The sequence below is a fragment of the Corynebacterium sp. CCUG 70398 genome (assembly GCF_024454055.1).
Classification (GTDB): Bacteria; Actinomycetota; Actinomycetes; order Mycobacteriales; family Mycobacteriaceae; genus Corynebacterium; species Corynebacterium genitalium.
This window is the reverse complement of sequence record NZ_JAGPYZ010000010.1, coordinates 21,677-43,156: the sequence shown is the minus strand read 5'-3', so window position 1 is coordinate 43,156 and position 21,480 is coordinate 21,677. Positions and strand designations below refer to the sequence as shown.

At 62.3% G+C, this 21,480-nt stretch carries 21 protein-coding genes; 12 read left to right on the top strand and 9 right to left on the bottom strand.

Annotated features, from left to right (window positions below; genetic code table 11):
* Positions 1 to 32 precede the first annotated feature (32 nt).
* The 3 genes from KBX07_RS10195 to dut are packed head-to-tail and all read right to left on the bottom strand — an operon-like array spanning position 33 to position 2,698.
* A complete protein-coding gene (locus KBX07_RS10195) occupies positions 33 to 1,283 on the bottom strand; it encodes a class I SAM-dependent RNA methyltransferase (protein WP_256024022.1) in 1,251 nt (416 codons plus the stop codon).
* Position 1,284: 1 nt separating this feature from the next.
* Positions 1,285 to 2,199, bottom strand: coding sequence for a DUF3710 domain-containing protein (locus KBX07_RS10190; protein ID WP_256024021.1), 915 nt, complete (start codon positions 2,197 to 2,199; stop codon positions 1,285 to 1,287).
* 40 nt (positions 2,200 to 2,239) lie between these two features.
* Complete coding sequence (gene dut, locus KBX07_RS10185; RefSeq protein ID WP_256024020.1) at positions 2,240 to 2,698, bottom strand: dUTP diphosphatase; 459 nt, start codon at positions 2,696 to 2,698, stop codon at positions 2,240 to 2,242.
* A gap of 84 nt (positions 2,699 to 2,782) precedes the next feature.
* Here dut and KBX07_RS10180 point away from each other — a divergent pair, with 84 nt between their 5' ends.
* Positions 2,783 to 3,346, top strand: a complete 564-nt coding sequence (locus KBX07_RS10180; RefSeq protein WP_256024030.1) for a DUF3093 domain-containing protein — start codon at positions 2,783 to 2,785, stop codon at positions 3,344 to 3,346.
* 18 nt (positions 3,347 to 3,364) lie between these two features.
* Here KBX07_RS10180 and KBX07_RS10175 read toward each other — a convergent pair whose 3' ends face one another.
* Positions 3,365 to 3,658 (bottom strand): DUF4193 domain-containing protein, encoded by a 294-nt coding sequence (locus KBX07_RS10175; RefSeq protein ID WP_005289868.1) that lies wholly within the window; start codon positions 3,656 to 3,658, stop codon positions 3,365 to 3,367.
* A 137-nt stretch (positions 3,659 to 3,795) separates the two neighbouring features.
* The gene (locus KBX07_RS10170; RefSeq protein ID WP_256024018.1) at positions 3,796 to 4,665 is read right to left on the bottom strand and encodes an inositol monophosphatase family protein; all 870 of its coding nucleotides are present in this window, start codon (positions 4,663 to 4,665) and stop codon (positions 3,796 to 3,798) included.
* 67 nt (positions 4,666 to 4,732) lie between these two features.
* Between KBX07_RS10170 and ppgK the strand changes: the two genes are divergently transcribed.
* Both ppgK and KBX07_RS10160 read left to right on the top strand, forming a co-directional pair.
* Positions 4,733 to 5,497 carry a polyphosphate--glucose phosphotransferase gene (ppgK, locus tag KBX07_RS10165; protein ID WP_040423659.1) on the top strand — a complete coding sequence of 255 codons (765 nt, stop codon included), beginning with the start codon at positions 4,733 to 4,735 and terminating at the stop codon, positions 5,495 to 5,497.
* Positions 5,498 to 5,750: 253 nt separating this feature from the next.
* Positions 5,751 to 7,340, top strand: a complete 1,590-nt coding sequence (locus tag KBX07_RS10160; protein WP_256024016.1) for an RNA polymerase sigma factor — start codon at positions 5,751 to 5,753, stop codon at positions 7,338 to 7,340.
* Between the two features lie 60 nt (positions 7,341 to 7,400).
* Here the strand turns inward: KBX07_RS10160 and KBX07_RS10155 are convergent, their stop codons facing one another.
* The 3 genes from KBX07_RS10155 to KBX07_RS10145 all read right to left on the bottom strand — a co-directional run bounded on the left by KBX07_RS10155 (position 7,401) and on the right by KBX07_RS10145 (position 10,029).
* The gene (locus KBX07_RS10155) at positions 7,401 to 7,934 is read right to left on the bottom strand and encodes a DUF4190 domain-containing protein (RefSeq protein WP_256024014.1); all 534 of its coding nucleotides are present in this window, start codon (positions 7,932 to 7,934) and stop codon (positions 7,401 to 7,403) included.
* A 77-nt stretch (positions 7,935 to 8,011) separates the two neighbouring features.
* Positions 8,012 to 9,772, bottom strand: coding sequence for a DEAD/DEAH box helicase (locus KBX07_RS10150; RefSeq protein WP_256024013.1), 1,761 nt, complete (start codon positions 9,770 to 9,772; stop codon positions 8,012 to 8,014).
* Entirely contained in the window at positions 9,769 to 10,029 is a 261-nt protein-coding gene (locus KBX07_RS10145; RefSeq protein WP_370687024.1) for a DUF3039 domain-containing protein, read from the bottom strand. Before KBX07_RS10145 ends, KBX07_RS10150 begins: the two co-directional genes overlap by 4 nt.
* 50 nt (positions 10,030 to 10,079) lie before the next feature.
* Between KBX07_RS10145 and KBX07_RS10140 the strand changes: the two genes are divergently transcribed.
* The 6 genes from KBX07_RS10140 (at position 10,080) to galE (ending at position 15,445) form a co-directional block, all read left to right on the top strand.
* Entirely contained in the window at positions 10,080 to 10,532 is a 453-nt protein-coding gene (locus KBX07_RS10140) for a DUF3099 domain-containing protein (RefSeq protein ID WP_005289855.1), read from the top strand.
* Positions 10,533 to 10,550: 18 nt separating this feature from the next.
* Complete coding sequence (locus tag KBX07_RS10135; protein WP_256024011.1) at positions 10,551 to 12,068, top strand: class I SAM-dependent methyltransferase; 1,518 nt, start codon at positions 10,551 to 10,553, stop codon at positions 12,066 to 12,068.
* Entirely contained in the window at positions 12,065 to 12,499 is a 435-nt protein-coding gene (gene dtd, locus KBX07_RS10130; RefSeq protein ID WP_256024010.1) for a D-aminoacyl-tRNA deacylase, read from the top strand. Before KBX07_RS10135 ends, dtd begins: the two co-directional genes overlap by 4 nt.
* Positions 12,500 to 12,669: 170 nt before the next feature.
* Complete coding sequence (locus KBX07_RS10125) at positions 12,670 to 13,662, top strand: sigma-70 family RNA polymerase sigma factor (RefSeq protein ID WP_005289850.1); 993 nt, start codon at positions 12,670 to 12,672, stop codon at positions 13,660 to 13,662.
* Between the two features lie 115 nt (positions 13,663 to 13,777).
* Complete coding sequence (locus KBX07_RS10120; RefSeq protein WP_256024008.1) at positions 13,778 to 14,470, top strand: metal-dependent transcriptional regulator; 693 nt, start codon at positions 13,778 to 13,780, stop codon at positions 14,468 to 14,470.
* A 3-nt stretch (positions 14,471 to 14,473) separates the two neighbouring features.
* Positions 14,474 to 15,445, top strand: a complete 972-nt coding sequence (gene galE / locus KBX07_RS10115; RefSeq protein ID WP_255995047.1) for a UDP-glucose 4-epimerase GalE — start codon at positions 14,474 to 14,476, stop codon at positions 15,443 to 15,445.
* On the opposite strand, the gene KBX07_RS10110 is transcribed toward galE, so the two are convergent.
* Positions 15,442 to 16,590: a DUF4192 domain-containing protein gene (locus KBX07_RS10110; RefSeq protein WP_255998953.1), complete on the bottom strand. Its 1,149-nt coding sequence runs from the start codon at positions 16,588 to 16,590 to the stop codon at positions 15,442 to 15,444. The two genes, galE and KBX07_RS10110, sit on opposite strands and share 4 nt — an antisense overlap.
* A gap of 244 nt (positions 16,591 to 16,834) precedes the next feature.
* Here KBX07_RS10110 and KBX07_RS10105 point away from each other — a divergent pair, with 244 nt between their 5' ends.
* The 3 genes from KBX07_RS10105 to KBX07_RS10095 all read left to right on the top strand — a co-directional run bounded on the left by KBX07_RS10105 (position 16,835) and on the right by KBX07_RS10095 (position 21,470).
* On the top strand, positions 16,835 to 17,872 hold the full coding sequence (locus tag KBX07_RS10105) for a PAC2 family protein (RefSeq protein ID WP_005289840.1): 1,038 nt from the start codon (positions 16,835 to 16,837) through the stop codon (positions 17,870 to 17,872).
* Positions 17,865 to 20,420, top strand: a complete 2,556-nt coding sequence (locus KBX07_RS10100) for an RNA helicase (protein ID WP_255995044.1) — start codon at positions 17,865 to 17,867, stop codon at positions 20,418 to 20,420. Before KBX07_RS10105 ends, KBX07_RS10100 begins: the two co-directional genes overlap by 8 nt.
* A gap of 90 nt (positions 20,421 to 20,510) precedes the next feature.
* Positions 20,511 to 21,470: a hydrogen peroxide-inducible genes activator gene (locus KBX07_RS10095; RefSeq protein ID WP_005289836.1), complete on the top strand. Its 960-nt coding sequence runs from the start codon at positions 20,511 to 20,513 to the stop codon at positions 21,468 to 21,470.
* Positions 21,471 to 21,480: the final 10 nt, after the last annotated feature.

Here is a 21,480-nt window from a genome sequence, read left to right as displayed (position 1 = left end):
CACTTTCCCCGCTCTAACCCGGCATCGGCTTTTCAGGCCGGAACGAGGCTGGTGAGGACTTCGAAGTGGTGGGTGGCGGGAAAAGCGTCGATAAGCGCCATGCGTTCGACGACGTATCCTGCCGCGCCCCATGTGGCCAGATCGCGCGTGAATGTCGCCGGATCGCACCCGATGTGGATGACGCGCTGCGGGCGGCGCGCAGCGATGCCGGCGACGACGTTTTCCCCGGCCCCTGTACGCGGAGGATCGAGCACCACGAGCCCTGGGTCCGGCAGCTCATCCAGCGCCGTCTCCACTTTCTGGTTGCGCATGTCCACGTTGAACGCGCTCAGTGCGGGCTGCGGCGTGCGCGTCGCGGCGGGAGAGTAGTCGACGCTGGCGATGCGCGGAGCCTTGTCCCCCTCCATGGCAGCGCTTATCGACGGCACAAACAATCCCACCCCGCCATACAAATCCCACCCTGCGCGCTCACCGTAGTCGTCCGCAGCCCAATCAAGGATGTAGGCCGAATAGGCCGCAGGAGCAGCGAGATGTGCCTGCCAAAACGCTGTCGGGGGAAAGCTGAAGAGGAATTGCTCCCCGGCGACCGGAACGATCTCGGTCGCGGCATCGCCACCCTCGATGCGCGTATCAATGTGCTCCACACGTTTACCGCGTTGCGCCCGCCGCGTTTCGACGACGTGACGCTGCCCTGCCCCGTCAACGACCACCACGAGCTCAGCACCGGGGGTGAATCTCGCATCACCGCCGACGATTCCATCGAGGGCCTCCGGAACCACCTGGGCGCACGGCTGCCCCACAACGATCTCGCGGCTGCGTGCGCGGCGCATTCCAGCACGCCCCTGTTCATCGACGCCAAGACGGACACGGGTGCGCCACCCAAGGGTCGGTTCGAGCGATTCTTCCTCGAGGTCGATCGCTGCGTCAAAGCCCTCGAGCACACCACTGGGCCGGGCATGCTTTTCCAACTGCCCGACCAAGATCTCGCGCTTGAACCGCGTTTGCGCGGCGGGATCGATGTGGGAGTAGTTGCAGCACCCTGCGCCAGCTGCCGCTGCCGGGCAGGCGACCTCAGTCCGGTCCGGCGACGGTTCCACTACCTGGGTGAGCGCGGCACGAGCCCACCGCTTCTTCACAGTGGTCAGCTCGGCTTCCACCACATCACCGGGAAGTGCTCCTGCCACGAACACCACGCGACCGTCCGGGGCGTGCGCAATTGCCTCGCCCCCGTGCGCCATCGCGGTGGGTTCAAGCCTGACGCGATCGCCAGAAGTAAGCTCCATATTACTGCTGTTCGGGCTGGTCAGGCTGGCCGGTCTGCTCTCCCTGACCCTGTTGGTTCTGTTGGTTCTGCTGCCGCAGCTGTTGCTGCTGCATAGCTTGCTGGATTTGCAGAGCGAGCTGTGCGGGCAACTCGACCGGCAGGGAGTTGCCTGCCAGCACGGGCGTGTTGCCGCGGTAGATGAAGGAGCGAGCGATGATTTCGCGGCCGAGATCCGCCAACCGGTCTTCCTTACCGTGCGGCGCTGCGAGGGTGACGCGGTACAGCCAGCGCGGGCCTTGCACACCGATGATGCGGATGATGCCGTTGTCGCCAGTGCCGACCACTTCGCGGCCCCATGGGCCCTCTTCATATTCGACCGGCATGCCTTCAGCGCGCATGCCCTCTGCGATCTCATCGGAGGACTCTTCCCACATGCCGCCGGAGTTCGGTGCGGCGAACGCCACCGGGGTGACACGGCCGAATTCGGTGATGACGTGGAGCATGCGCGGGCCCTGCTCACCCATCTCCACCTGGACCTGGGAGTTCTTCGGAAGCGCTAACTGGATCGAGCCGAGGTTGAGCAACCCTGCGGAGAAGTCGCTGAAGTCGAAGTCGTTGATGTCAACGTTGTCACCATCAAAAGGGCCGGTCTTCCCGTTCACGGCGTCGTGCTCACGCTGGACAACGGCAGCCTCTTCGGCCTCTTTGACCTGCTCGGGATCAGGCGTGGTCTGGACGATTGTGCTGCCCTTGTCTTTCACCGGGTTCATGTATTGCACGTCGTGAAAGTCCCCGCTAGATGCACGGGGCCGCGTGGGGGTGGCGGGGGCCTCCGCGGGACGAGAAACAAACGGGTCTTCCCATTCCCGCCTGCGGTAATTGCCATATTCAGCGGAGTCGCTGTTCTTTTTCTTGCCGAAGGGCCACAGTGCCATGATTGTCTCTTTCGCTCGTTCCTTAAGTGCTAAGTTGCTGCTAATTCACGCCGGTGGAGCCGTATCCGCCCGAACCGCGGACAGTCTCATCGAGGTCGTCGACTTCGATGAAGTCCGGCAGTTCCACTCGTTGCACCACCAGTTGGGCGATGCGCATCCCGCGGGTGACCTCAAAGGGAGTGTCTTTGTCCGTGTTGAGCAGGCACACCTTGAGTTCCCCCCGGTAATCCGCATCGATCGTGCCGGGAGTGTTCACGATGGTCAGGCCGTGCTTGGCCGCCAGGCCCGAACGCGGGTGGATCAGGCCCACAGTGCCAAGCGGCAACGCGATAGCGACGCCGGTACTCACCAACGCGCGCTCACCGGGGCCGACCGTGAGGTCGTGAGCGGAATACAGGTCCACACCGGCATCGCCGCGGTGGGCGCGTTGCGGAATGGGTAGGTCCGGATCGAGCCGCTTGAGGGGGATCGGTCCGATCGATTTCGTCTCTTTGGTCACGTCCCCACACTACGTGAGGTTGACGGGGCACGTATCTCCGCCATTCGCCAAACCATTTAAGGAATCATGGGGCACTTGCCTACCATGGACGGTGTGACTGAAAGCGCGAACACCCCGTCAACACCGCCTACTACCCCTTCCGCGGCGCCAGAAGTGCTGTACTCCGAACGCCAGTGGGTGCCGTTGTGGTGGTGGATCGCGGGGACTGCATTCGCGGCGCTGTTGGGTGCTCAAATGGGTGTCAACCGCGGGATGTGGTGGTTCGTCGCGACGTTCATTGTCATCGGCGCCCTGATCGCATGGTTCCTTATTCACTTGTCGTCGACTGTGGTGCGCGTGGAGCGCGACGGTGACGGAACGCGCTGGCTCGTCGTGGGTGACGCGAACTTGCCGTCGTCAGTGGTGTCGCGCTCTCTGGCTGTCCCCCGTTCGGCGAAGCAGAACGCGCTTGGCCGGCAGCTCGATCCCGCGGCGTATCTCGTCCACCGCGCATGGGTGAAAGAAATGGCCTTGTTCGTTCTCGACGACCCGGAGGACCCCACCCCTTACTGGCTCGTGTCCTCTAAGAATCCGGAGGAACTGCTTCGGGCCTACGTTCCGGAGCAGGCTGACACGGCCGCCGAGCCCCTCCACCGCACTGGCCAGTAGGCCAACGCGGGACGTCGGTTACTCGCAGTCGAGGCAAATCTTCGAACCGTCTGGCTCAACGTGGCCCAGGCGGTTGTGCTTCTGCACTAAGAAGCAGGATGCGCAGGTGAACTCGTTCTCCTGTTTCGGCACGACAGAGACATTGAGTTCTTCGCCGGACAGGTCGACGGTCGGCGGATCGAATGCGTCAACAACTTCCCCATCGTCGTCCATGCTGCTGCCGGCGACCTCTTCGGCCTTGAGACCTTCAAGGGAATCCGTCTCGATCTCATCATCGAGGCGGCGGCGAGGGGCGTCGTAATCGGTGGCCACGAGGTCTCCTTCTGAGCCTGAGAATGCTTTCAAAATGCTTACTGTCAGCGTGATATTAAAACAAGAATTTCTTTATGTCATGTTTGCCCCGCGCACAGACGTTTCGGCGTGTCGCACCTCGACTTCCGCTTTCTAAATCAGACCTGGTCAGAGAATGGTTTCAGGGGCTGATCTGCCCCCGCTTCCGCAAGGAGGGCGCGGAAGTTATTCCAAATCCCCGGAGCGGATGCCATTGTCACCGCCCCGTCATGGCCGCTGGCACCCAGGCCAGGATGCTCAACCTGTGCGCCAGCCTCGGTGGCAATCACGGCTCCGGCGGCGTAGTCCCACGGGTGGGTGGCGTGCTCGTAGTAGGCATCCACCACGCCGTCTGCGAGCATGCACAAGTCCAGAGCAGCACTGCCGGCGCGGCGGATGTCGCGCACACGCGGCAATACCGCGCGCAGAATGTCCGCTTGCTGGGCGCGCCACTGTGGCGTGTAGGAGAAACCGGTGGCCACAAGCGCGAGAGGCACATCGCTTATCGACGACACACCTAACCGCCGCCATTCCTCTTCCCCTCCCCCACGCGTGAAGGCCCCGCGACCTCTACCTGCCTGATAGGTGCGGGCAGTAGCAACATTGACTACCGCTCCAGCAAGCAGTTCCTCCCCGCGCGCGGCTGCGATCGACACCGCATACTGCGGGACCCCATAGAGAAAGTTCACCGTGCCATCAATCGGGTCGACGATCCACCGCACTCCGGAACGAGACGGAACGTCGGCGCCTTCTTCCCCCAGAATGCCGTCGTCTGGTCGACGCTCGAGAAGAGTGGACATGATCAACTGCTCCGACTCTTTATCTACGACAGTGACCGGGTCCACTGCCGAGGATTTTGTCTCCGCCGCAGTCAATGCGCTTTCCCCGATCAGTTCGGCCCGCCTATCGCGGACGTGACCTGCGGCCAGCAAGCAGGTGGAAAGGGCGACGTCGAGAAGCTCGTCGACAAGCAAATCTGCGGTACTCATGCTTGCCATCGTGCCTCAAAGTAGCCAGCGTCCGCGCGGGGTGCGGAAGTGCGTAGAATCGGCGGGTATGGATCACACCTCGGGCAACTACTGCTGCGGCATCGACATCGGAGGCTCTGGCGTTAAAGGCGCGATCGTCGACATGGACACCGGCGAGTTCGCCACCGACCGCATCAAGATCGCCACTCCCCAACCCGCGACCCCAGAGGCTGTGGCAGAAACCGTTGCTGAGATTGTCCGCCAGCTCGAATGGGACGGACCCGTGGGCATCTGCCTACCCTCCGTGGTCAAGGAGCAGGTAGCAATGACCGCCGCGAACATCGATGACGCGTGGATCGGTACCGACGTTCATGAGCTGTTCAGCGAGCATGTGCCTGGCCGCGACATCGCGGTGCTGAATGACGCTGACGCAGCCGGCCTGGCCGAAGTCGCGTTCGGTGACGAGATCTGTCGCACCGGGGCTGTGATGTTCTTGACCTTCGGCACCGGAATCGGCTCGGCGCTGCTCATGGACGGCGATCTGTTCCCCAATACGGAACTTGGCCACATGTTTGTGGGCAAGAAGGAGGCCGAGCACCAGGCGTCTTCGGCTGTCCGCGACCGCGAAGAACTGAGTTACTCACAGTGGGCGAAGCGCGTCGACAAAGTCCTGACAGAGTACGCGCGGCTGTTCAATCCCATTGCCTTCGTCGTCGGTGGCGGCATCTCGCGCAAGGCAGATAAGTGGGTGCCGCTGCTTACCGTGGACACGCCCGTTATCCCGGCCAAACTGCGCAATCGCGCGGGAATCGTCGGTGCCGCGATGGCTGTGTGGAAGCACGTCGCGCCCTAAAACCCCCGCATTCGCGAAAATAGTTCGCTGGAGGGGGTGGCGGGAACCGGGGAGCCGTGCCTATGCTGTAGGGTTACCGCAAAGGCCGCGTAGGAGCGGTCTACGTCATGGTGGGAGGAATAGCCTTCCGCTTTCCGCGGTTAACGTCATCGGAAATCAACCGGCTCACCCCGCTACCGACTTGATTATGCAGGTTTGCGTATCGTGGTGGGACACCAACGTAGTCAAGCGATGAGTGCACGAAAGGTCGTACGTGGCAGCTAGCACCCCATCCACCAATAACAGCCCTGATGCCGCTGTCGAGGAAGACGCGGGTCAGGCGTCTCAGCCTGCGCGGAAAAAGGCCGTGAAGAAGACGGCTAAGAAGGCCGCCAAGAAGACTGCGGCTAAGAAGACCACCAAGAACGCTGCGAAGAAGACCACGAAGAAAGCCGCCAAGAAGACGGTGAAGAAGACGGCCGCGAAGAAGACCGTGCGCAAGTCCGCACAGGCAGCCTCTGCGGCCGACGCAGCTGAGAACGAGGACGAGTCCGCTGACGCCGACGACACCGATGACGTAGACGATGTCGACGACGTGGACGGTCTCGGCGACGACGACATGCTCGACGGCGACCTGGATGAGGATCTGGCCGACGAGGACATGGACGGCGACGACTTCGATCCGGAGCTCGAAGAAGACGAGGAGCTCGACAGCGAAGCTGTCGTCGATGCTGCCACTGCCACCGATGAGGAGGATGGCGAGGAGGACTCTGACGAGTTCGTGCCGGAACTCGGTGAAGAGGGTGAGGCCGCAGCCTCGGCTCCGGCAAGCGACGATGACGACGAAGATGCCGCTCCCCCGTCAGTGTGGGACATCGAAGAGTCTGCTGCTCTGCGCCAAGCACGCAAAGACGCCCAGCTCACCGCCTCTGCGGACTCGGTGCGTGCTTACCTCAAGCAGATCGGTAAGGTCGCGCTGCTTGACGCTGAGCAGGAAGTCTCTCTGGCCAAGCGCATCGAGGCCGGTCTCTACGCCCAGCACCGCCTGGATGAGATGCAGCGCGCCGCCGACGAAGGCGACAAGGACGCGAAGCTCACCCCGGCTGTGAAGCGTGATCTGCGCGCCGTCGCCCGCGACGGCCGCAAGGCGAAGAACCACTTGCTTGAGGCGAACCTGCGTCTCGTGGTGTCCCTGGCAAAGCGCTACACCGGCCGTGGCATGGCTTTCTTGGACTTGATCCAGGAAGGCAACTTGGGCCTGATTCGTGCAGTGGAGAAGTTCGACTACTCCAAGGGGTACAAGTTCTCGACTTACGCCACATGGTGGATCCGTCAGGCGATTACCCGTGCGATGGCAGACCAGGCCCGCACCATCCGTATCCCGGTGCACATGGTCGAGGTGATTAACAAGCTCGGCCGCATCCAGCGCGAGCTGCTGCAGGACCTCGGTCGCGAGCCGACTCCGCAGGAGCTGGCGAAGGAAATGGACATCACTGAGGAGAAGGTCCTTGAGATCCAGCAGTACGCGCGCGAGCCGATCTCCCTGGACCAGACCATCGGTGATGAGGGCGACAGCCAACTCGGCGACTTCATCGAAGACTCTGAGGCTGTGGTGGCCGTCGACGCTGTGTCCTTCACGCTTCTACAGGACCAGCTCCAGGACGTGCTGCACACGCTGTCCGAGCGTGAGGCGGGCGTTGTGCGCCTGCGCTTCGGATTGACCGACGGCATGCCGCGCACCCTCGACGAGATCGGACAAGTCTACGGCGTCACGCGCGAGCGCATTCGGCAAATCGAATCGAAGACGATGTCGAAGCTGCGCCACCCGTCGCGTTCGCAGGTGCTGCGCGACTACTTGGACTAAAGCAGCGAGCCCCCTCGCCACCACCTAGCCAGACAGCCCGGCTCAACCGGGAGTGTCTGGCTAGGTGTTTTCTTTATACGCCCGGTCGCGGTCCGCTGTGCGCTCGAGCACACTCTCGCTGCTGCTTTCCGGCCCTTTATTACTGCCAGTGCCAGAGTCCACCTCCTGCTCCAGCTCATAAATGGCAAGTGCCATGAATGCGAGAAAAGCAATGGCCATGAGGGTGCTGATGATGCTCGCTATCAGGCCGGTGATAGCCATTCCCATACCGTTGGAGCCGGGGAAGCGACGGCTGTTGGTGATCCCCATAATGCCGCAAATGATGCCGCAAATGCCGAGCAGCAGGGCGAACGGCCCAGCGATGAACACCATCGCGAACGAACAAAGGCCGACCACCAAAGCGGCGACGGCTGTTTGGTTCTTCTCTGCAGGTACCGGCGCGTAGGCGTGGGGCACGAACCCGGTCGCGTACGCGTTCGGCCCGTGCGGGTTGTAGCGCCCCCACTGGTCGACAGGACCAACTTCAAATGGTTGACCGTAGCCGTCTAGCTGTCCCCGTTGCTCGTGGCTGTAGCCGCCGTATGGTTCATTCATCGGGTCCCTGGGGCTGCGGGGATACTGCGGGCCGTAAGGATTGGGATGCACCATAATGCCCGCCAGCCTAGCAGCGTTTACCAGTCACGCAGATAGTCGATACGCGCCCGAAGTTGCTCCGCAGAGCACAGCGCCGTCGGCGGGCCGCCGCAGGCGTTGCGAACCTCCGTGTGGATTGCCCCATGGGGCCGACCTGTACGCGACGCAACAATTGCCACGCGGGCGTTGAGCTCCTGGCGCAGTGCCGGGATGTCTTCGGAAGCCACGCCAGTGCCGGTCCCCGCGGAGGGCGCATCGCTTATCGACGCACCCATCTTGTCCCTCCGCGCCTTCTCCTGTTCGACTTTGGCCTTTTCGGCCTTCGCCTCGGCTTCCCGTGCATCGAGCTGGTCAGACTGGCGTTTGCTCAGCAGCAGCTTCACTTGGTCGGCGTCGAGGAGTCCCGGCAAGCCCAGAAAGTCTTGCTCTTCATCGGAGCCGGTGAGGGTCGGCGTTCCGTAGGTCGAACCGTCGAAGATGAGCGAATCGAGCTCTGCGGACGCACCGATGGACTGATACGCCGCTGCTTCATCAGGCTCGGTTTCCTTCCGGTTCGCCTGCTCGAGCAGTTCATCGGACCAGCCGGATTCACGGTGGGCTTTGCCGAGCACATGGTCACGGGAGACCTCCATCTCCTCGGCCAGGCGCAGCAGCACGGGAACAGACGGCAAGAAGATCGATGCTGACTCCCCTGGCATTCGCGAGCGGACAAAACGGCCGATTGCCTGGGCAAAGAACAGTGGCGTGGAGGCAGAGGTGGCGTACACGCCGACCGCGAGACGCGGCACGTCCACGCCCTCAGAGACCATGCGCACCGCCACCATCCATTCGTCCTGGGAGGCAGAGAATTCTTCGATGCGCTTGGAGGAACCGGGCTCGTCAGAAAGCACCACGGTGACAGGCGTGTTTGAGATCGTGCGCAGGATCTTGGCGTAGGCGCGTGCGGTCGTGGTGTCGGTAGCGATGACCAGTCCGCCGGCATCCGGCATGTTGGCGCGGATCTTGGTTAGGCGGGTGTGGGCTGCTTGCAGAACAGCCGCGATCCAGTCGCCCTTCGGATCCAATGCGGTCTTCCAGGCGCGGGTCGTCTGCGCGGCGTCGAGGGGCTCGCCCAAGCGCGCCGAGTACTCCTCCCCTGCTGAATCGCGCCACTGGGCCTCACCGGAATACGCGAGGAAGACCACGGGGCGGACAACGCCGTCGCGAAGCGCCTCAGCGTAGCCGTAGGTGTAATCCGCGCGGGAGACCAGATGCCCCTCACCGTCATCGTCGTAGGTGACAAAGGGGATCGCGGAATCGTCGGAGCGGAACGGCGTACCGGTCAGCGCGAGACGGTGTTCGACGTCGTTGTACGCCTCGCGGACGCCGTCACCCCAGCTCTTCGCGTCGCCGGCGTGGTGGATCTCATCAAGGATGACCATGGTCCTGCGTGCTGATGCCACGGCATGGTGCTTGAACGGGTGCATGCCCACTTGCGCGTAGGTGACCACCACACCGTCATAGGCGGGATTGACCGCAGACGAGTTGGTGAAGGCGTGATCCAGCGACAGCCCGAAGCGCGCTGCCGCCTGCGCCCACTGGATCTTCAGGTGCTCCGTGGGCACGACGACAATGATGCGCTCGACGGTCTTATCTGCGTGCAGCGTTGACGCTAGGGTCAGCGCGAAGGTGGTCTTTCCTGCACCGGGGGTAGCCACGGCCATGAAGTCCTTCGGCTTGCGCTGGAGGAAAAGATCGAGGGCCTCCTGCTGCCATTGGCGGAGCGAAGGCCCTTTCGTTGTGCCTGGAACTGACGTCACCGCCGACGCAGCCCCTTGTAGATCCTCTCGCAATCCGGGCACACGGGTGAGCCGGGCTTCGCCTGCTTACGCACAGGGAACGTCTCGCCGCACAGGGCAACCACCATGTCACCGCTGACAGCGGAGTGCACGATCTGGTCTTTCTTGACGTAGTGGAAGAACTTCGGGGTGTCGTTGTCCTGCGACGTGTCTTCCCGGACGTCGGGGCGTTCGATCGTCTTCGTGGTGGTCTGGCTCATGTGCGTCACGCTCCCCATCATGCCTCAAGGTGCCTACCGGAATGCAATGTGCTCTACCCTAGAAGATCATGAGCACAGCGAGCAGTTTCGGTGACCACGAGACCGTGGACCAGGCCGAAGATGCGCGCGATTCACGGCCGAGCAGGAAGTTCTCCCGCAAGCGGGCTGAACTGATCACCTCCGCCCAGCGCTCCCCCGCCCAGAACCGCAAAGAGCGCGAGATCAAGTACTTGATTTTGCAGGGCATGCGCATCCCGTTCGTGCTGTTATCTATTGCCGCTGTGCTGTGGTGGGAGAACTGGTGGCTGGCGTTGATCTTCTTCTGCATCTCCATCCCGTTGCCGTGGATCTCCGTTGTCATTGCCAATGACAGCAATGAGGTCCGGGACAAACGCACCGCCAACGTGTACAAGCCGGCCGCCGCCCGGCAGGCCGCGCTGGCCTACCAGCAGCAAGCCCAGCTGCAGTCTGCGCCTCGCCCAGACGCGGCGGGGCCGGGCACAATCGACCACGAAGAGTAAACGAGCAGGAGGAAGAGGATGAATCCGGCTGACATCGCACGAGAGTTGACCCGCGAGTTGGAGCGGGCTGGCTTCACCGCCGACACCATCGCTGCCCACCTGGGCCCGGATGCGACTGAAGCCCTCCACCGCGGTGAGCCCGGCGCGGTGCTTGAAGCATGCGACGATTCTGTCCTCTCCGGGCTCATTCGCTTCTTCCTCCTGCGCCAGCCCATGAGCGCCGAAGAGCTGGCTAGGTTCCTCCCGGCGCGGCTCGTGCTTTCGCTTATCGACGCTTCTGTGGCCACCCGCACCCCCTCCGGCGACATCGAAGTCGCCCTGGATGTCCGTCCGCACATCATCGCTGGTGCAGACCGGTTCATTTTCTCCGACATGGACGCATCGGTCACAGAGCACGTCCCTGGGCCAGACCACGTGCTCGGTGTGGGCGCGGCGAGCCTATCGCTGCTCTCCGCGACACCGCTGACACCGGTGGGGACTGTCCTGGATCTGGGTACCGGTTCAGGCGTGCAGGCGCTGGCGCAGGCGGGTACGGCACAACACGTCACCGCGACCGACGTTCATCCAAGGGCGCTCGACCTCGCCGCTGCCACCATGGCTGGCGCCGACATCACCAACGTTGAGCTGCGGGAAGGACCGTGGTTCGACCTGGTGGCAGGGCAACGCTTCGACCGTATCGTCGCCAATCCCCCGTTCGTGGTTGGTCCGCCGGAGGTCGGCCACGTTTACCGTGATTCGGGGTTGGATCTGGACGGGGCGACGGAGCTCGTCGTCAAGCAAGCTCCTGAGCATCTCGCCGCGGACGGGACCGCGTACATTCTCGGGGCCTGGGTCCACACGGATGACCAGCCGTGGGAGCACCGCGTTGCAGCGTGGCTGCCTCCCAATGGAGTTTCTGCCTGGGTATGCCAGCGGGATGTCGTTGACCCGACATTGTATGTGTCCACGTGGCTCAAGGACGAGTCGATCGATCCACGCTCGAAGGAGGGCGTGGAGCGCACGCGCCGTTGGCTGGACCACTTCCGTCAAGCCGGAGTGCGTGCCGTGGGCTTTGGCTGGATTTTCCTTCGCGACATCGGAGATGCCCCGACCGAAGCCACATTTGAAACGCTCGACCAACCGTTCATCGATCCGCTCGGCCCGGAGGTCGAAGAGTACTTCATACGTATGGACTGGCTGCGCACCGCAACCACCGATGACATCCTGGACTCCCGCTTCACCGTGCGGCCCGGTGTCGCGCTCGAAGATGTCGCTGTTGCTGACTCCGAAACAGGCATGGGCTTTGAAACGCAGGTGAAGCGCCTCACGCGGACCGACGGCCCGCGTTTCACCCACGAGATCGACGACGCTGTCGCAGCCATCGTCTCCGGCCTCAACCCAAACGGGCTTCCGCTGCGCGACATCGTGTCCATCTTCGCCGCGTCGCAAGGGCTTGAAGATGCCGACGAAGAGACCCTGACCCAGCAAGCCGCCAGTGTGGTGGTGGACCTGATCCGCCACGGCCTGGTGCTCCCCCAGGAGGTGGTTCTGCCGTGAAAGCAGTATTGACTCGAGTGACCCGAGCATCTGTGACGGTTGACGGAGAGGTGGTCGGCGCGATCGACTGTCCCGACACAGGCGGAGTCCTGGCGCTCGTGGGTGTCGGCCGGGAGGATGCCGACGATGCTTGGGAAACCATGGCACGCAAGATTGCCGAACTGCGCCTGCTCGACGGCGAAGTGTCGGTCGAAGAAGCCGGAGCGCCGGTGCTTCTGGTCAGCCAGTTCACCCTCATGGGCAGGACCAAGAAGGGCCGCCGCCCATCGTGGTCCGATGCAGCCCCCGGGGATCAAGCAGAACCAGTCATTGCGGCGATCGCTCAAGCGTTGCGCGAGCGTGGAATTCACGTCGAAGAAGGCCGCTTCGGAGCGATGATGGAGGTCAGCTCGGTCAACTCCGGCCCCTTTACGCTATTGGTTGAATGTTAGGCAGAAACTGCTAGAGTTCCATGCACGGCAACCGTGCATCCGCTCCCGTAAAGCAACGCCTCTGAACTGCACAAACTCTTCAGTCCGCGCTGACGTTTCACAGCGGGAACAATGTCGCTTTGTCCGGCGTTAGTAGGTTAGATTCGCGAGATTTGAAGGAGCACCATCTCATGACTCAACCCGATGTGGATCATGTCGATGAAAAAGAAGAGGTCGACCGCGGAAGCCGCCGGAACCAGACGAACGATAATCCGTCTGCTGACCTTGTCCGTGTGTATCTGAACGGCATCGGCAAGACCGCACTCCTCAACGCTGAGGAAGAGGTTGAACTGGCCCAACAGATCGAGGTCGGTCTGTACGCACAGCACCTGCTCGACGATCCTGACACCGAGTTGACCCGCGCCAAGTCACGCGACCTGAAGATCTTGGCCAAGCAGGGCCGCAAAGCACGCGCTCACCTGCTGGAGGCGAACCTGCGTTTGGTTGTCTCTCTAGCCAAGCGCTACACCGGACGCGGCATGCCGCTGCTGGATCTCATCCAGGAGGGCAACCTGGGCCTGATTCGCGCGATGGAGAAGTTCGACTACTCCAAGGGCTTCAAGTTCTCCACCTACGCCACCTGGTGGATCCGCCAAGCGATCACCCGCGGCATGGCTGACCAGTCGCGCACCATCCGTCTCCCAGTCCACCTTGTGGAGCAGGTGAACAAGCTCTCCCGCATCCGTCGCGAGATGTACCAGTCTCTTGGCCGCGAGCCTTCCAACGAGGAGTTGGCGGAAGAGTCTGGCATTGATGAGTCCAAGATCGAGATGCTGTTGCGCCAGTCCCGCGACCCGGTGAGCTTGGACATGCCGGTCGGCGCTGACGAGGAAGCACCGTTGGGCGACTTCATTGAAGATGCTGAGGCCGCGGACGCTGAAGATGCTGTTGTTTCCGTGCTGCGCCACGACGACATTCACGACATCATTAACGGTCTTGAGCAACGTGAGCAGGACGTTATTCGTTTGCGCTACGGCCTGGATGACGGTGTGCCGCGCACGCTCGACCAAATCGGCCGCAAGTTCGGCCTTTCGCGTGAGCGTGTGCGCCAGATTGAGCGCGAAGTGATGAGCAAGCTGCGCGTCGGCGAGCGCGCAGATCGCCTCCGCGATTACGCCCAGTAATTCGAGTCCCGGCCATGGGCGCGTGAATGCGCTACCATGGTCCCGAGTTTTGGGCATGTATCGGGCCACGCAGGCCGGGCCGACTGAGTTGGTCAAGTAGGTAAGGAATGCAGTTTTGAGAGACCTCGTCGACACCACCGAGATGTACCTGCGCACGGTGTATGAGCTGGAGGAAGAAGGCATTACTCCGCTGCGTGCGCGCATTGCGGAACGCCTCGACCAGTCCGGCCCGACCGTGTCCCAAACCGTGGCCCGTATGGAGCGCGACGGCCTCATCGTCGTCGAGCACGATCGTTCTCTCAGCCTGACCAAGCGCGGTCGCGAGTTAGCCACCTCGGTCATGCGCAAGCACCGCTTGGCGGAGCGTCTGCTGACGGACGTGCTCGACTTGGATATCAGCCAAGTCCATGCTGAAGCCTGCCGTTGGGAGCACGTGATGAGTGAAGAGGTGGAACGCCGCCTCATCCACGTGCTCGACGACCCGACCCGCTCCCCCTTCGGAAACCCGATCCCGGCGTTGGACGAATTGGGATACTCCGACGCTGGCGGAGAGACTCTGGGCACCCGTGCCACCGAACTGGATCTCAGTGAACCGGTCACGGCTGAAGTCGTGCAGATCAATGAGATTCTGCAGCTCGACTCGGAGCAGTACTCCTCGATCTGCCGCTATGGTGTCGATCACGGGTCAGTGGTCACCCTGGAGAAAAAGAGCAACGGCATCATCACGGTGATCACCAGTAACGATGGCCACGTGGATCTTGCCCCCGACTTGGCTCACGCGCTGCGCGTGAAGCCGCTGGAAGGTTAATCAATGGCTCGTCTCGTAGTCACCGGCGGCGCTGGATACGTCGGCAGCGTCTGTTCGAAGGTGCTTGTAGAAGCTGGCCATGATGTGACCATCATCGACGATTTCTCCACGGGTAACCGCGACGCAGTCGTCCCGGAAGCCACCTTGGTGGAAGGCACCATCACCGATGTGATCGACGATGTGCTGAGCGACCGCAGCGGCGGCCCCGTCGATGGTGTGCTCCACTTCGCGGCACGGTCCCTGGTGGGTGAGTCCGTGGAAAAACCGGATGAGTACTGGCGCGACAACTTTGTCACCTCTCTGGCGCTGCTCAACGCGATGCGCGACCACAATGTGAACTCGCTGGTATTCTCCTCCACCGCGGCGACCTACGGTGAACCGGAGCACGTGCCGATCACCGAGGACATGCCCACGGCACCGACAAACCCGTACGGCGCGTCGAAGCTGGCCATCGACTACGCAATGAGTTCCTACGCTGCGGCGTTCGGGCTCGGTGCGACCAGCCTGCGCTACTTCAATGTCGCTGGAGCCTACGCGGGCTACGGTGAACGCCACGCCACGGAGACTCACTTGATTCCGTTGGTGCTGCAGGTGGCTCAAGGAAAGCGCGAGAAGATTCTCATTTTCGGTGACGATTGGCCTACTGCGGACGGCACGTGCGTGCGCGACTACATCCACATCCGCGATTTGGCGGACGCGCACATGCTCGCCTTGGAGGCGAACACACCGGGCACCCACAAGATCTTCAACCTCGGTTCTGGCGACGGCTACTCCGTGAAAGAGGTCATTGAGACTTGCCGCAGCGTGACCGGGCACGACATCCCCGCCGAAGTAGCTCCGCGTCGCGCAGGCGACCCAGCCACCCTGATCGCCTCCTCGCAGCGCGCGAAAGACGAACTCGGTTGGAACCCCACCCGCACACAACTGGACCGCATTGTCACCGACGCGTGGGAATTCACCCAGGCAAGGGGTTAAGCGCTTTTCCTCATTGGCGGATCCGCTGGGCCGAGCAGCTTCTCGCAGGCGAGCTCGCACCCTTCGAGGATGGTAGTGACCAGCTTCTTCTGCTCCCCCAGCGCCAACACTTCCAGGCAAATCGCGGACATGGAGTGCTCGGGCATTTCCTCTTGAGCGCAATGCAGTGCCGCTGATGCCCACGACGACACACCGCGGGAGATGGCCACGAGCGCCCAGATGCTCAATGCATTTGCTCGGATGACGCCCCGGAAGGACCGCGCGACGGCGAGGAGCGCACTGGCGGATTCCTGTGGGTGGCGGACCGCCTCCCCGATGACGCAATCGCGCAGCGTGGGGCGCGCGAGAACGGTAGCGAGTGCAAGAAGACTGTTCTGATCCGGAACAGCTTCGGCGACGCTGAGCGGCTCGTCGGCCCCGATGATGGGCTGCGCTGGGGCATTGATCAAAGCCGTGCACGCCTGATGCACAACACTCGCTGGGCGGGAGCTGCTGCCCCGGGCAAGTTCCACCTGGAGTTGAGCAGAACGCGCAAGCGCCTGCTGGGTCAGCGAGGTGATGCGGTGCTCTTCCGCGCCGGACAGGACGACAGGCTCGAAGTAGGAAAAAGTGTCGTTGCGATCTAAGGCGGGCAGTGTGCCGTTGGCACGCATTGCTTCCATCGCAGGCGATGCCATGACAGAGCCCACGACCCCATGCTCCCAGGCCAGCTCGGACCAGAACATGCCCAACTCGGCAGGCTCGGGCCCGAAAACCATAGAGTACGGGGTGCCGTGGGCGATTTCGGAGACGTGCCACAACACGTCGATAAGCGGCTCGCCGTTGGTGCGCTCCAACTTCTCCAATTCTTCGACGGCGTTAAGCGCCACACCGGACCCCGGCACGCGCGTGACCAAAATGCCCAGGAACGCAATGCACGTGTCCACGGGCGCGCTGCCCAGATAGGCAGTCAGTTCGCGCACGCGGCCAAGGTCTGCGCGCAGAACGGGGCCGAGATACACACTGTCGGTGTCCTCGCTGGCGATGAGCCCGATGACGACGACTGATTCGTGCGGGTAGTAGCCCAGGGTGCCGGGCACCGTCGCAATGATGGTTGAAGGGTTGTCTACTGTCGCTTGATGGTGGTGATCTGAAGAATGCGTCATGCCCTTGTTAGTCTTCCCAAACCCCCAATACGGTTCCCTGCCCGTCGCGCACTGCAGTGCGCAACCGTGTGAGGCTGGCTGCGGCCTGACAGTTTCTGCAATTCACTGACAATCGCCGACGCAGTCCACACCCGAGAGGCAATCGGATCTAGAGTGGGAATTTAACTGAACCGACATTGTTGTGATTATTGTCGAACGCTAACAAGCTCACACGAAAGTGCGCATAGGTAAAGGAGGATGCGACATGACCTCGAACGAGAGGAAAATGTACGAATTGGAGTACCCCGCTCCAGCTGTCGACGGCACCTCCTCTGGCCCGACTCTCATTGTGGCCATGCAGGGTTACGCTGACGCGGGGCACGCAGTCGAAGGTGCCGCCGGGCACCTCAAGGCGGCACTGGATTCCCGCACGGTGGCGACATTCAATAACGACGAGCTCATCGATTACCGCTCCCGTCGCCCCATGATCACGATGAGCGAGCACGAAATCACCGACATCGAAGAGATCGACTTGGACATCCGCGTCATGCGCGATGCTAAGGGAGAATCCTTCCTGCTGTTGTCGGGTCCGGAGCCGGACCTGCGGTGGGAGGCATTCTCCAAGGCGGTTGCAGATCTCGCAGACCGGTTCAACGTGGACAAGACAATCTGCCTGTACGCCGCTCCGATGGGTGCGCCGCACACGCGTCCCCTGGTGGTCTCGGCGCACGGCAATGACCGCGATTTGGTCGGCCCGATGTTCACCTACGACGGGATGGTCTCCATGCCGGGTGCTGCCGCTGTGATGATCGAGCGTGAGCTGCACAACCGCGGTCGCCGGGTCGCCGGCTACACCGCGCATGTGCCGCACTACGTCGCAGCCTCCCCGTATCCACAGGCTGTCTACCAGCTCCTGCAGTCGGTGTCTGACACGTCCAAGCTGCAGTTCCCGCTGCGCTCCATCGAGCAGGACATCGCGCGCGTCCAGCAGCAGCTGGCGGAGCAGACGAACGAGTCGGAGGAAATCGCGCAAGTGGTCTCCCAGCTCGAGCAGCATTACGACTCTGAGATGGCTTCCTACCGCGACAAGAACCCGCAGAAGATGATGCCGGGTGAAGCTCAGATGCCGTCCGGCGACGAGATCGGTGAGGCGTTTGAGAACTTCCTCGCCGCTATCGACGACAGGGATCGCGGCCTGAACAAGGGCATTGGCTCTGGCCAGTCAGACCAGACCGGCCAGTCGGGTGAGTCCAGCATGTGGCAGGACAACGACCAGATCGATCTCACCGACGACGATGAGTGACGCCACGCTCGGTGACAGCCTTGCGGATCTGAGTGACGTCCCGCAGTCGCTTTTCGACGACGCCGTCTGGGACACCTTCATCCGCTGGACCACCGACCGTGGCATCTCCCTTTATCCGGCGCAGGAGGAGGCCTCTGTGGCCATTCTGGCCGGAGACAATGTCATTCTGGCTACCCCCACCGGATCAGGAAAATCCATGGTGGCCAACGCCGCCCATTTCATCGCCATGGCCCGCGGCCAGCGCAGCTTCTACACCGCTCCGATCAAAGCGCTGGTGAGTGAGAAGTTCTTCGCGCTGTGCGAGATCTTCGGCCCGGAGAACGTCGGCATGATGACAGGCGATGCCACCGTGAACGGCAATGCGCCCATCATTGCGGCCACTGCGGAAATCGTCGCCAACATCGCCTTGCGCGAGGGAAAGAACTCCGACATCCGCCAGGTGGTTATGGACGAGTTCCACTACTACTCGGACCCAGAGCGCGGCTGGGCGTGGCAGGTGCCGCTGTTGGAGCTTCCGAAAGCACAATTTCTGCTCATGTCCGCCACCCTCGGCGACACGGCCTGGCTGGAGGAGGACCTCACTCGCCGCACCGGCCGTGAGACGACCTTCGTTGGTGGTTCGCAGCGCCCGGTCCCGCTGGATTTCCACTACGTGTTCACCCCCGTTCACGAGACGATTGAGGAGTTGCTCGAAGACGGGAAAGCGCCGATCTACGTGGTGCATTTCTCGCAGCGGGAGGCGACAGAACGGGCGCAGGCTCTGACGTCGATAAGCGACATGCTCACGCGCGACGAGAAGGACGCGATCGCTGAAGCGATCGGAGACTTCCGCTTCACGACGACCTTCGGCAAGACGCTGTCAAAGCTGCTGCGCCGCGGCATCGGCATCCACCACGCTGGGATGCTGCCGAAGTACCGGCGTCTGGTCGAGCGACTGTCGCAGACTGGTCTGCTGAAGGTCATCTGCGGCACGGACACGCTCGGGGTGGGCATCAACGTCCCGATCCGCACGGTGCTCATGACGGGGCTGGCGAAGTATGACGGCACCCGGCAGCGCATCGTGAAATCCCGCGAATTCCACCAGATTGCGGGACGTGCGGGACGCGCTGGCTACGACACAGAAGGAACGGTGATCGTCGAAGCGCCCGAGCACGAGATCGAGAACGTCAAGCTGCGCCGCAAGGCCGGCGACGATCCGAAGAAGCTGAAGAAGATCCGCAAAAAGTCCGCGCGCGACGGTGAAGTGTCGTGGTCAGAAAAAACGTATTTGCGGCTGACCGAGGCAGAGCCGGAAGAGCTGCAGAGCCAGTTCACGGTGTCCAATTCGATGTTGCTCAACGTGGTCGCCCGCCCAGGCGACGGGTATGAGCACATGAAGCATCTGCTGCGCACCAACCACGACACCCGTGCAAAGCAGAACCGCGATATTCTCACCGCCCTTGACCTGTTCCGTGGCTTGATCAACGCCGGTGTGGTGGAACGTACCCCGGACTCGCCCGCGTTCCGCCCGTACACGTTGACGGCGGAGCTTGACCGCGATTTCGCGCTCAACCAGCCGCTGTCCCCCTTCGCTCTGGCTTTTCTCACCCTGCTTGACCCGGAGAGCGAGACGTACGACCTGGATGTCATCTCCGCGTTCGAGGCGATCCTGGATGATCCGCGTCAGCTTCTCCAGGCCCAGCAGTCGGCGGCTCGTGGTGAAGAGATCGCGGCGCTCAAGGCTGACGGTGTGGACTACACAGAACGCATGGCGCTCATCGAAGACGTCACCTACCCGCAGCCGCTGCGCGAGGAGCTGGAAGACGCCTACGAGACCTTCGTTCAGGGAAACCCGTGGGCCAAGGAGTTCGAGCTGCGCCCCAAGTCGGTCGTGCGCGACATGATTGAGCATGCGATGACCTTCTCCGATGTCATCGCGACTTACGGTCTCGCCCGCAGCGAAGGCGTGGTGCTGCGCTACCTCACCGACGCGTGGCGCACGCTGTCACACTCCATTCCAGAGGCGTACATGACACAGCGGCTGGACGACATCATCGTGTGGCTCGGTGAGCTCATCCGCCAGGTCGACTCCTCGCTGATCGACGAATGGGCCCACATGACCGACGAGACCACCCCGATCTCTCAATCCGACCTGGAACGAGAGCTGGCCTTCGGCGTGGAGGACCCGACAGCGCTGACGGCGAACCGCCGCGCGTTCACCATCATGGTGCGCAATTATTTCTTCCGCTTGGTTGAGCTCTTCGCCTACGAGAAGGAGAAACAGCTCGAGGAGATGCTCGATTATATGGACTTTGCGGACCAGCCTGACTGGCCGGCACTCATGGACGATTACTTTGACGAGTACGAGGACGTGGAACTGGACAACGATGCCCGCGGCCCGTCATACTTCAGCGTCTCCGGCGACGACACCCGAATGTGGGAAGTCGTGCAGATTCTCAAAGACCCAGAAGGCGACAATGCTTTCCAGCTGCATGGCACGGTGGGCCTCGACGCATCAGACGCCGCCGGTGAAGTGCGTTTGAGTTCGCTGGAAATGAAGCAGGTATAAGCCGCCTACCGAGACCTTCATCCTTAGGGCTGGAAAACAAGAATCCCAAATAGGCCATTTCTACCTATTGCCGGTTGTAGCCTAATAGGTATGAACAATAAGGAGTATCGTCCGACGCTTGCGCAGCTGCGCACGTTTGTCACGATCGCGGAGAACCGCCACTTTGGCTCTGCCGCGGCCAAGCTGAATATCTCCCAGCCGTCACTGTCCCAGGCGCTCGTCGCCTTGGAGTCGGGATTGGAGATCCAGTTGATTGAGCGCTCCACACGTAAAGTCATTGTCACCCCCAGCGGCGAAGAGCTGCTCCCCTACGCCAAAGCCACCTTGGAGGCTGCCGATGCGTTTGTGCATCGGGCACGCGGTGCACAGGGCATGCTGACGGGGTCGCTAGCAATCGGCATCATTCCCACCATCGCGCCGTACATTCTGCCGGAGCTGCTGCGCATTATTCACGAACGCTTCCCGGCACTGAACCCGAAGATCGTGGAGGAAACGACCCCTACGCTGCTGGACCAGCTGCGCGACGGGCGCCTCGACGTCGCTCTTATCGCGTTCCCCTCCAACGTGGCCGGATTGAGCGAAATCCCTTTGTACACCGAGAACTTCGCGGTAGCGGTCAAAGACGACCACCCGTTGGCGGGCAAGCACGACCTCGAGCTCAGCGTGCTCGACGACCTTGATCTGCTGCTGCTTGACGACGGCCACTGTCTCCGTGACCAAATCATGGACCTCTGCCGACTGGCCAAGATCAGCCTGACCGAGGTCACCGAGTCCGTCACCCGGGCATCGTCACTAACCACGATCATTCAGCTCGTCGCAGCCGGCTTCGGTTCCACACTGCTGCCGGTGTCAGCAGTCTCCGCCGAATGCTCCCGCCCCGGCGTGACAGTAGCTGAGTTCGATACCGCCGTGGCGGCAGAACGTAACGTGGGGTTGGTCTACCGTTCCTCCTCCACCCGCGCCGCGGAGTTCACCGCGCTGGGCGCTGCGATCACAAAGGCCTACGAGAACACTGTCGCCGAAGGCGAACCGCTGGGTCTCACTGTCTAGTCCCGTTCGC

Bases quoted from the DNA above. Each gene is read 5' to 3' on its own strand.
- KBX07_RS10195 (WP_256024022.1), bottom strand. From the start codon at position 1,283: ATGGAGCTTACTTCTGGCGATCGCGTCAGGCTTGAACCCACCGCGATG.
- KBX07_RS10190 (WP_256024021.1), bottom strand. From the start codon at position 2,199: ATGGCACTGTGGCCCTTCGGCAAGAAAAAGAACAGCGACTCCGCTGAA.
- KBX07_RS10180 (WP_256024030.1), top strand. From the start codon at position 2,783: ATGGACGGTGTGACTGAAAGCGCGAACACCCCGTCAACACCGCCTACT.
- KBX07_RS10170 (WP_256024018.1), bottom strand. From the start codon at position 4,665: ATGAGTACCGCAGATTTGCTTGTCGACGAGCTTCTCGACGTCGCCCTT.
- ppgK (WP_040423659.1), top strand. From the start codon at position 4,733: ATGGATCACACCTCGGGCAACTACTGCTGCGGCATCGACATCGGAGGC.
- KBX07_RS10155 (WP_256024014.1), bottom strand. From the start codon at position 7,934: ATGAATGAACCATACGGCGGCTACAGCCACGAGCAACGGGGACAGCTA.
- KBX07_RS10145 (WP_370687024.1), bottom strand. From the start codon at position 10,029: ATGGGGAGCGTGACGCACATGAGCCAGACCACCACGAAGACGATCGAA.
- KBX07_RS10140 (WP_005289855.1), top strand. From the start codon at position 10,080: ATGAGCACAGCGAGCAGTTTCGGTGACCACGAGACCGTGGACCAGGCC.
- KBX07_RS10135 (WP_256024011.1), top strand. From the start codon at position 10,551: ATGAATCCGGCTGACATCGCACGAGAGTTGACCCGCGAGTTGGAGCGG.
- KBX07_RS10125 (WP_005289850.1), top strand. From the start codon at position 12,670: ATGACTCAACCCGATGTGGATCATGTCGATGAAAAAGAAGAGGTCGAC.
- galE (WP_255995047.1), top strand. From the start codon at position 14,474: ATGGCTCGTCTCGTAGTCACCGGCGGCGCTGGATACGTCGGCAGCGTC.
- KBX07_RS10110 (WP_255998953.1), bottom strand. From the start codon at position 16,590: ATGACGCATTCTTCAGATCACCACCATCAAGCGACAGTAGACAACCCT.
- KBX07_RS10105 (WP_005289840.1), top strand. From the start codon at position 16,835: ATGACCTCGAACGAGAGGAAAATGTACGAATTGGAGTACCCCGCTCCA.
- KBX07_RS10100 (WP_255995044.1), top strand. From the start codon at position 17,865: ATGAGTGACGCCACGCTCGGTGACAGCCTTGCGGATCTGAGTGACGTC.
- KBX07_RS10095 (WP_005289836.1), top strand. From the start codon at position 20,511: ATGAACAATAAGGAGTATCGTCCGACGCTTGCGCAGCTGCGCACGTTT.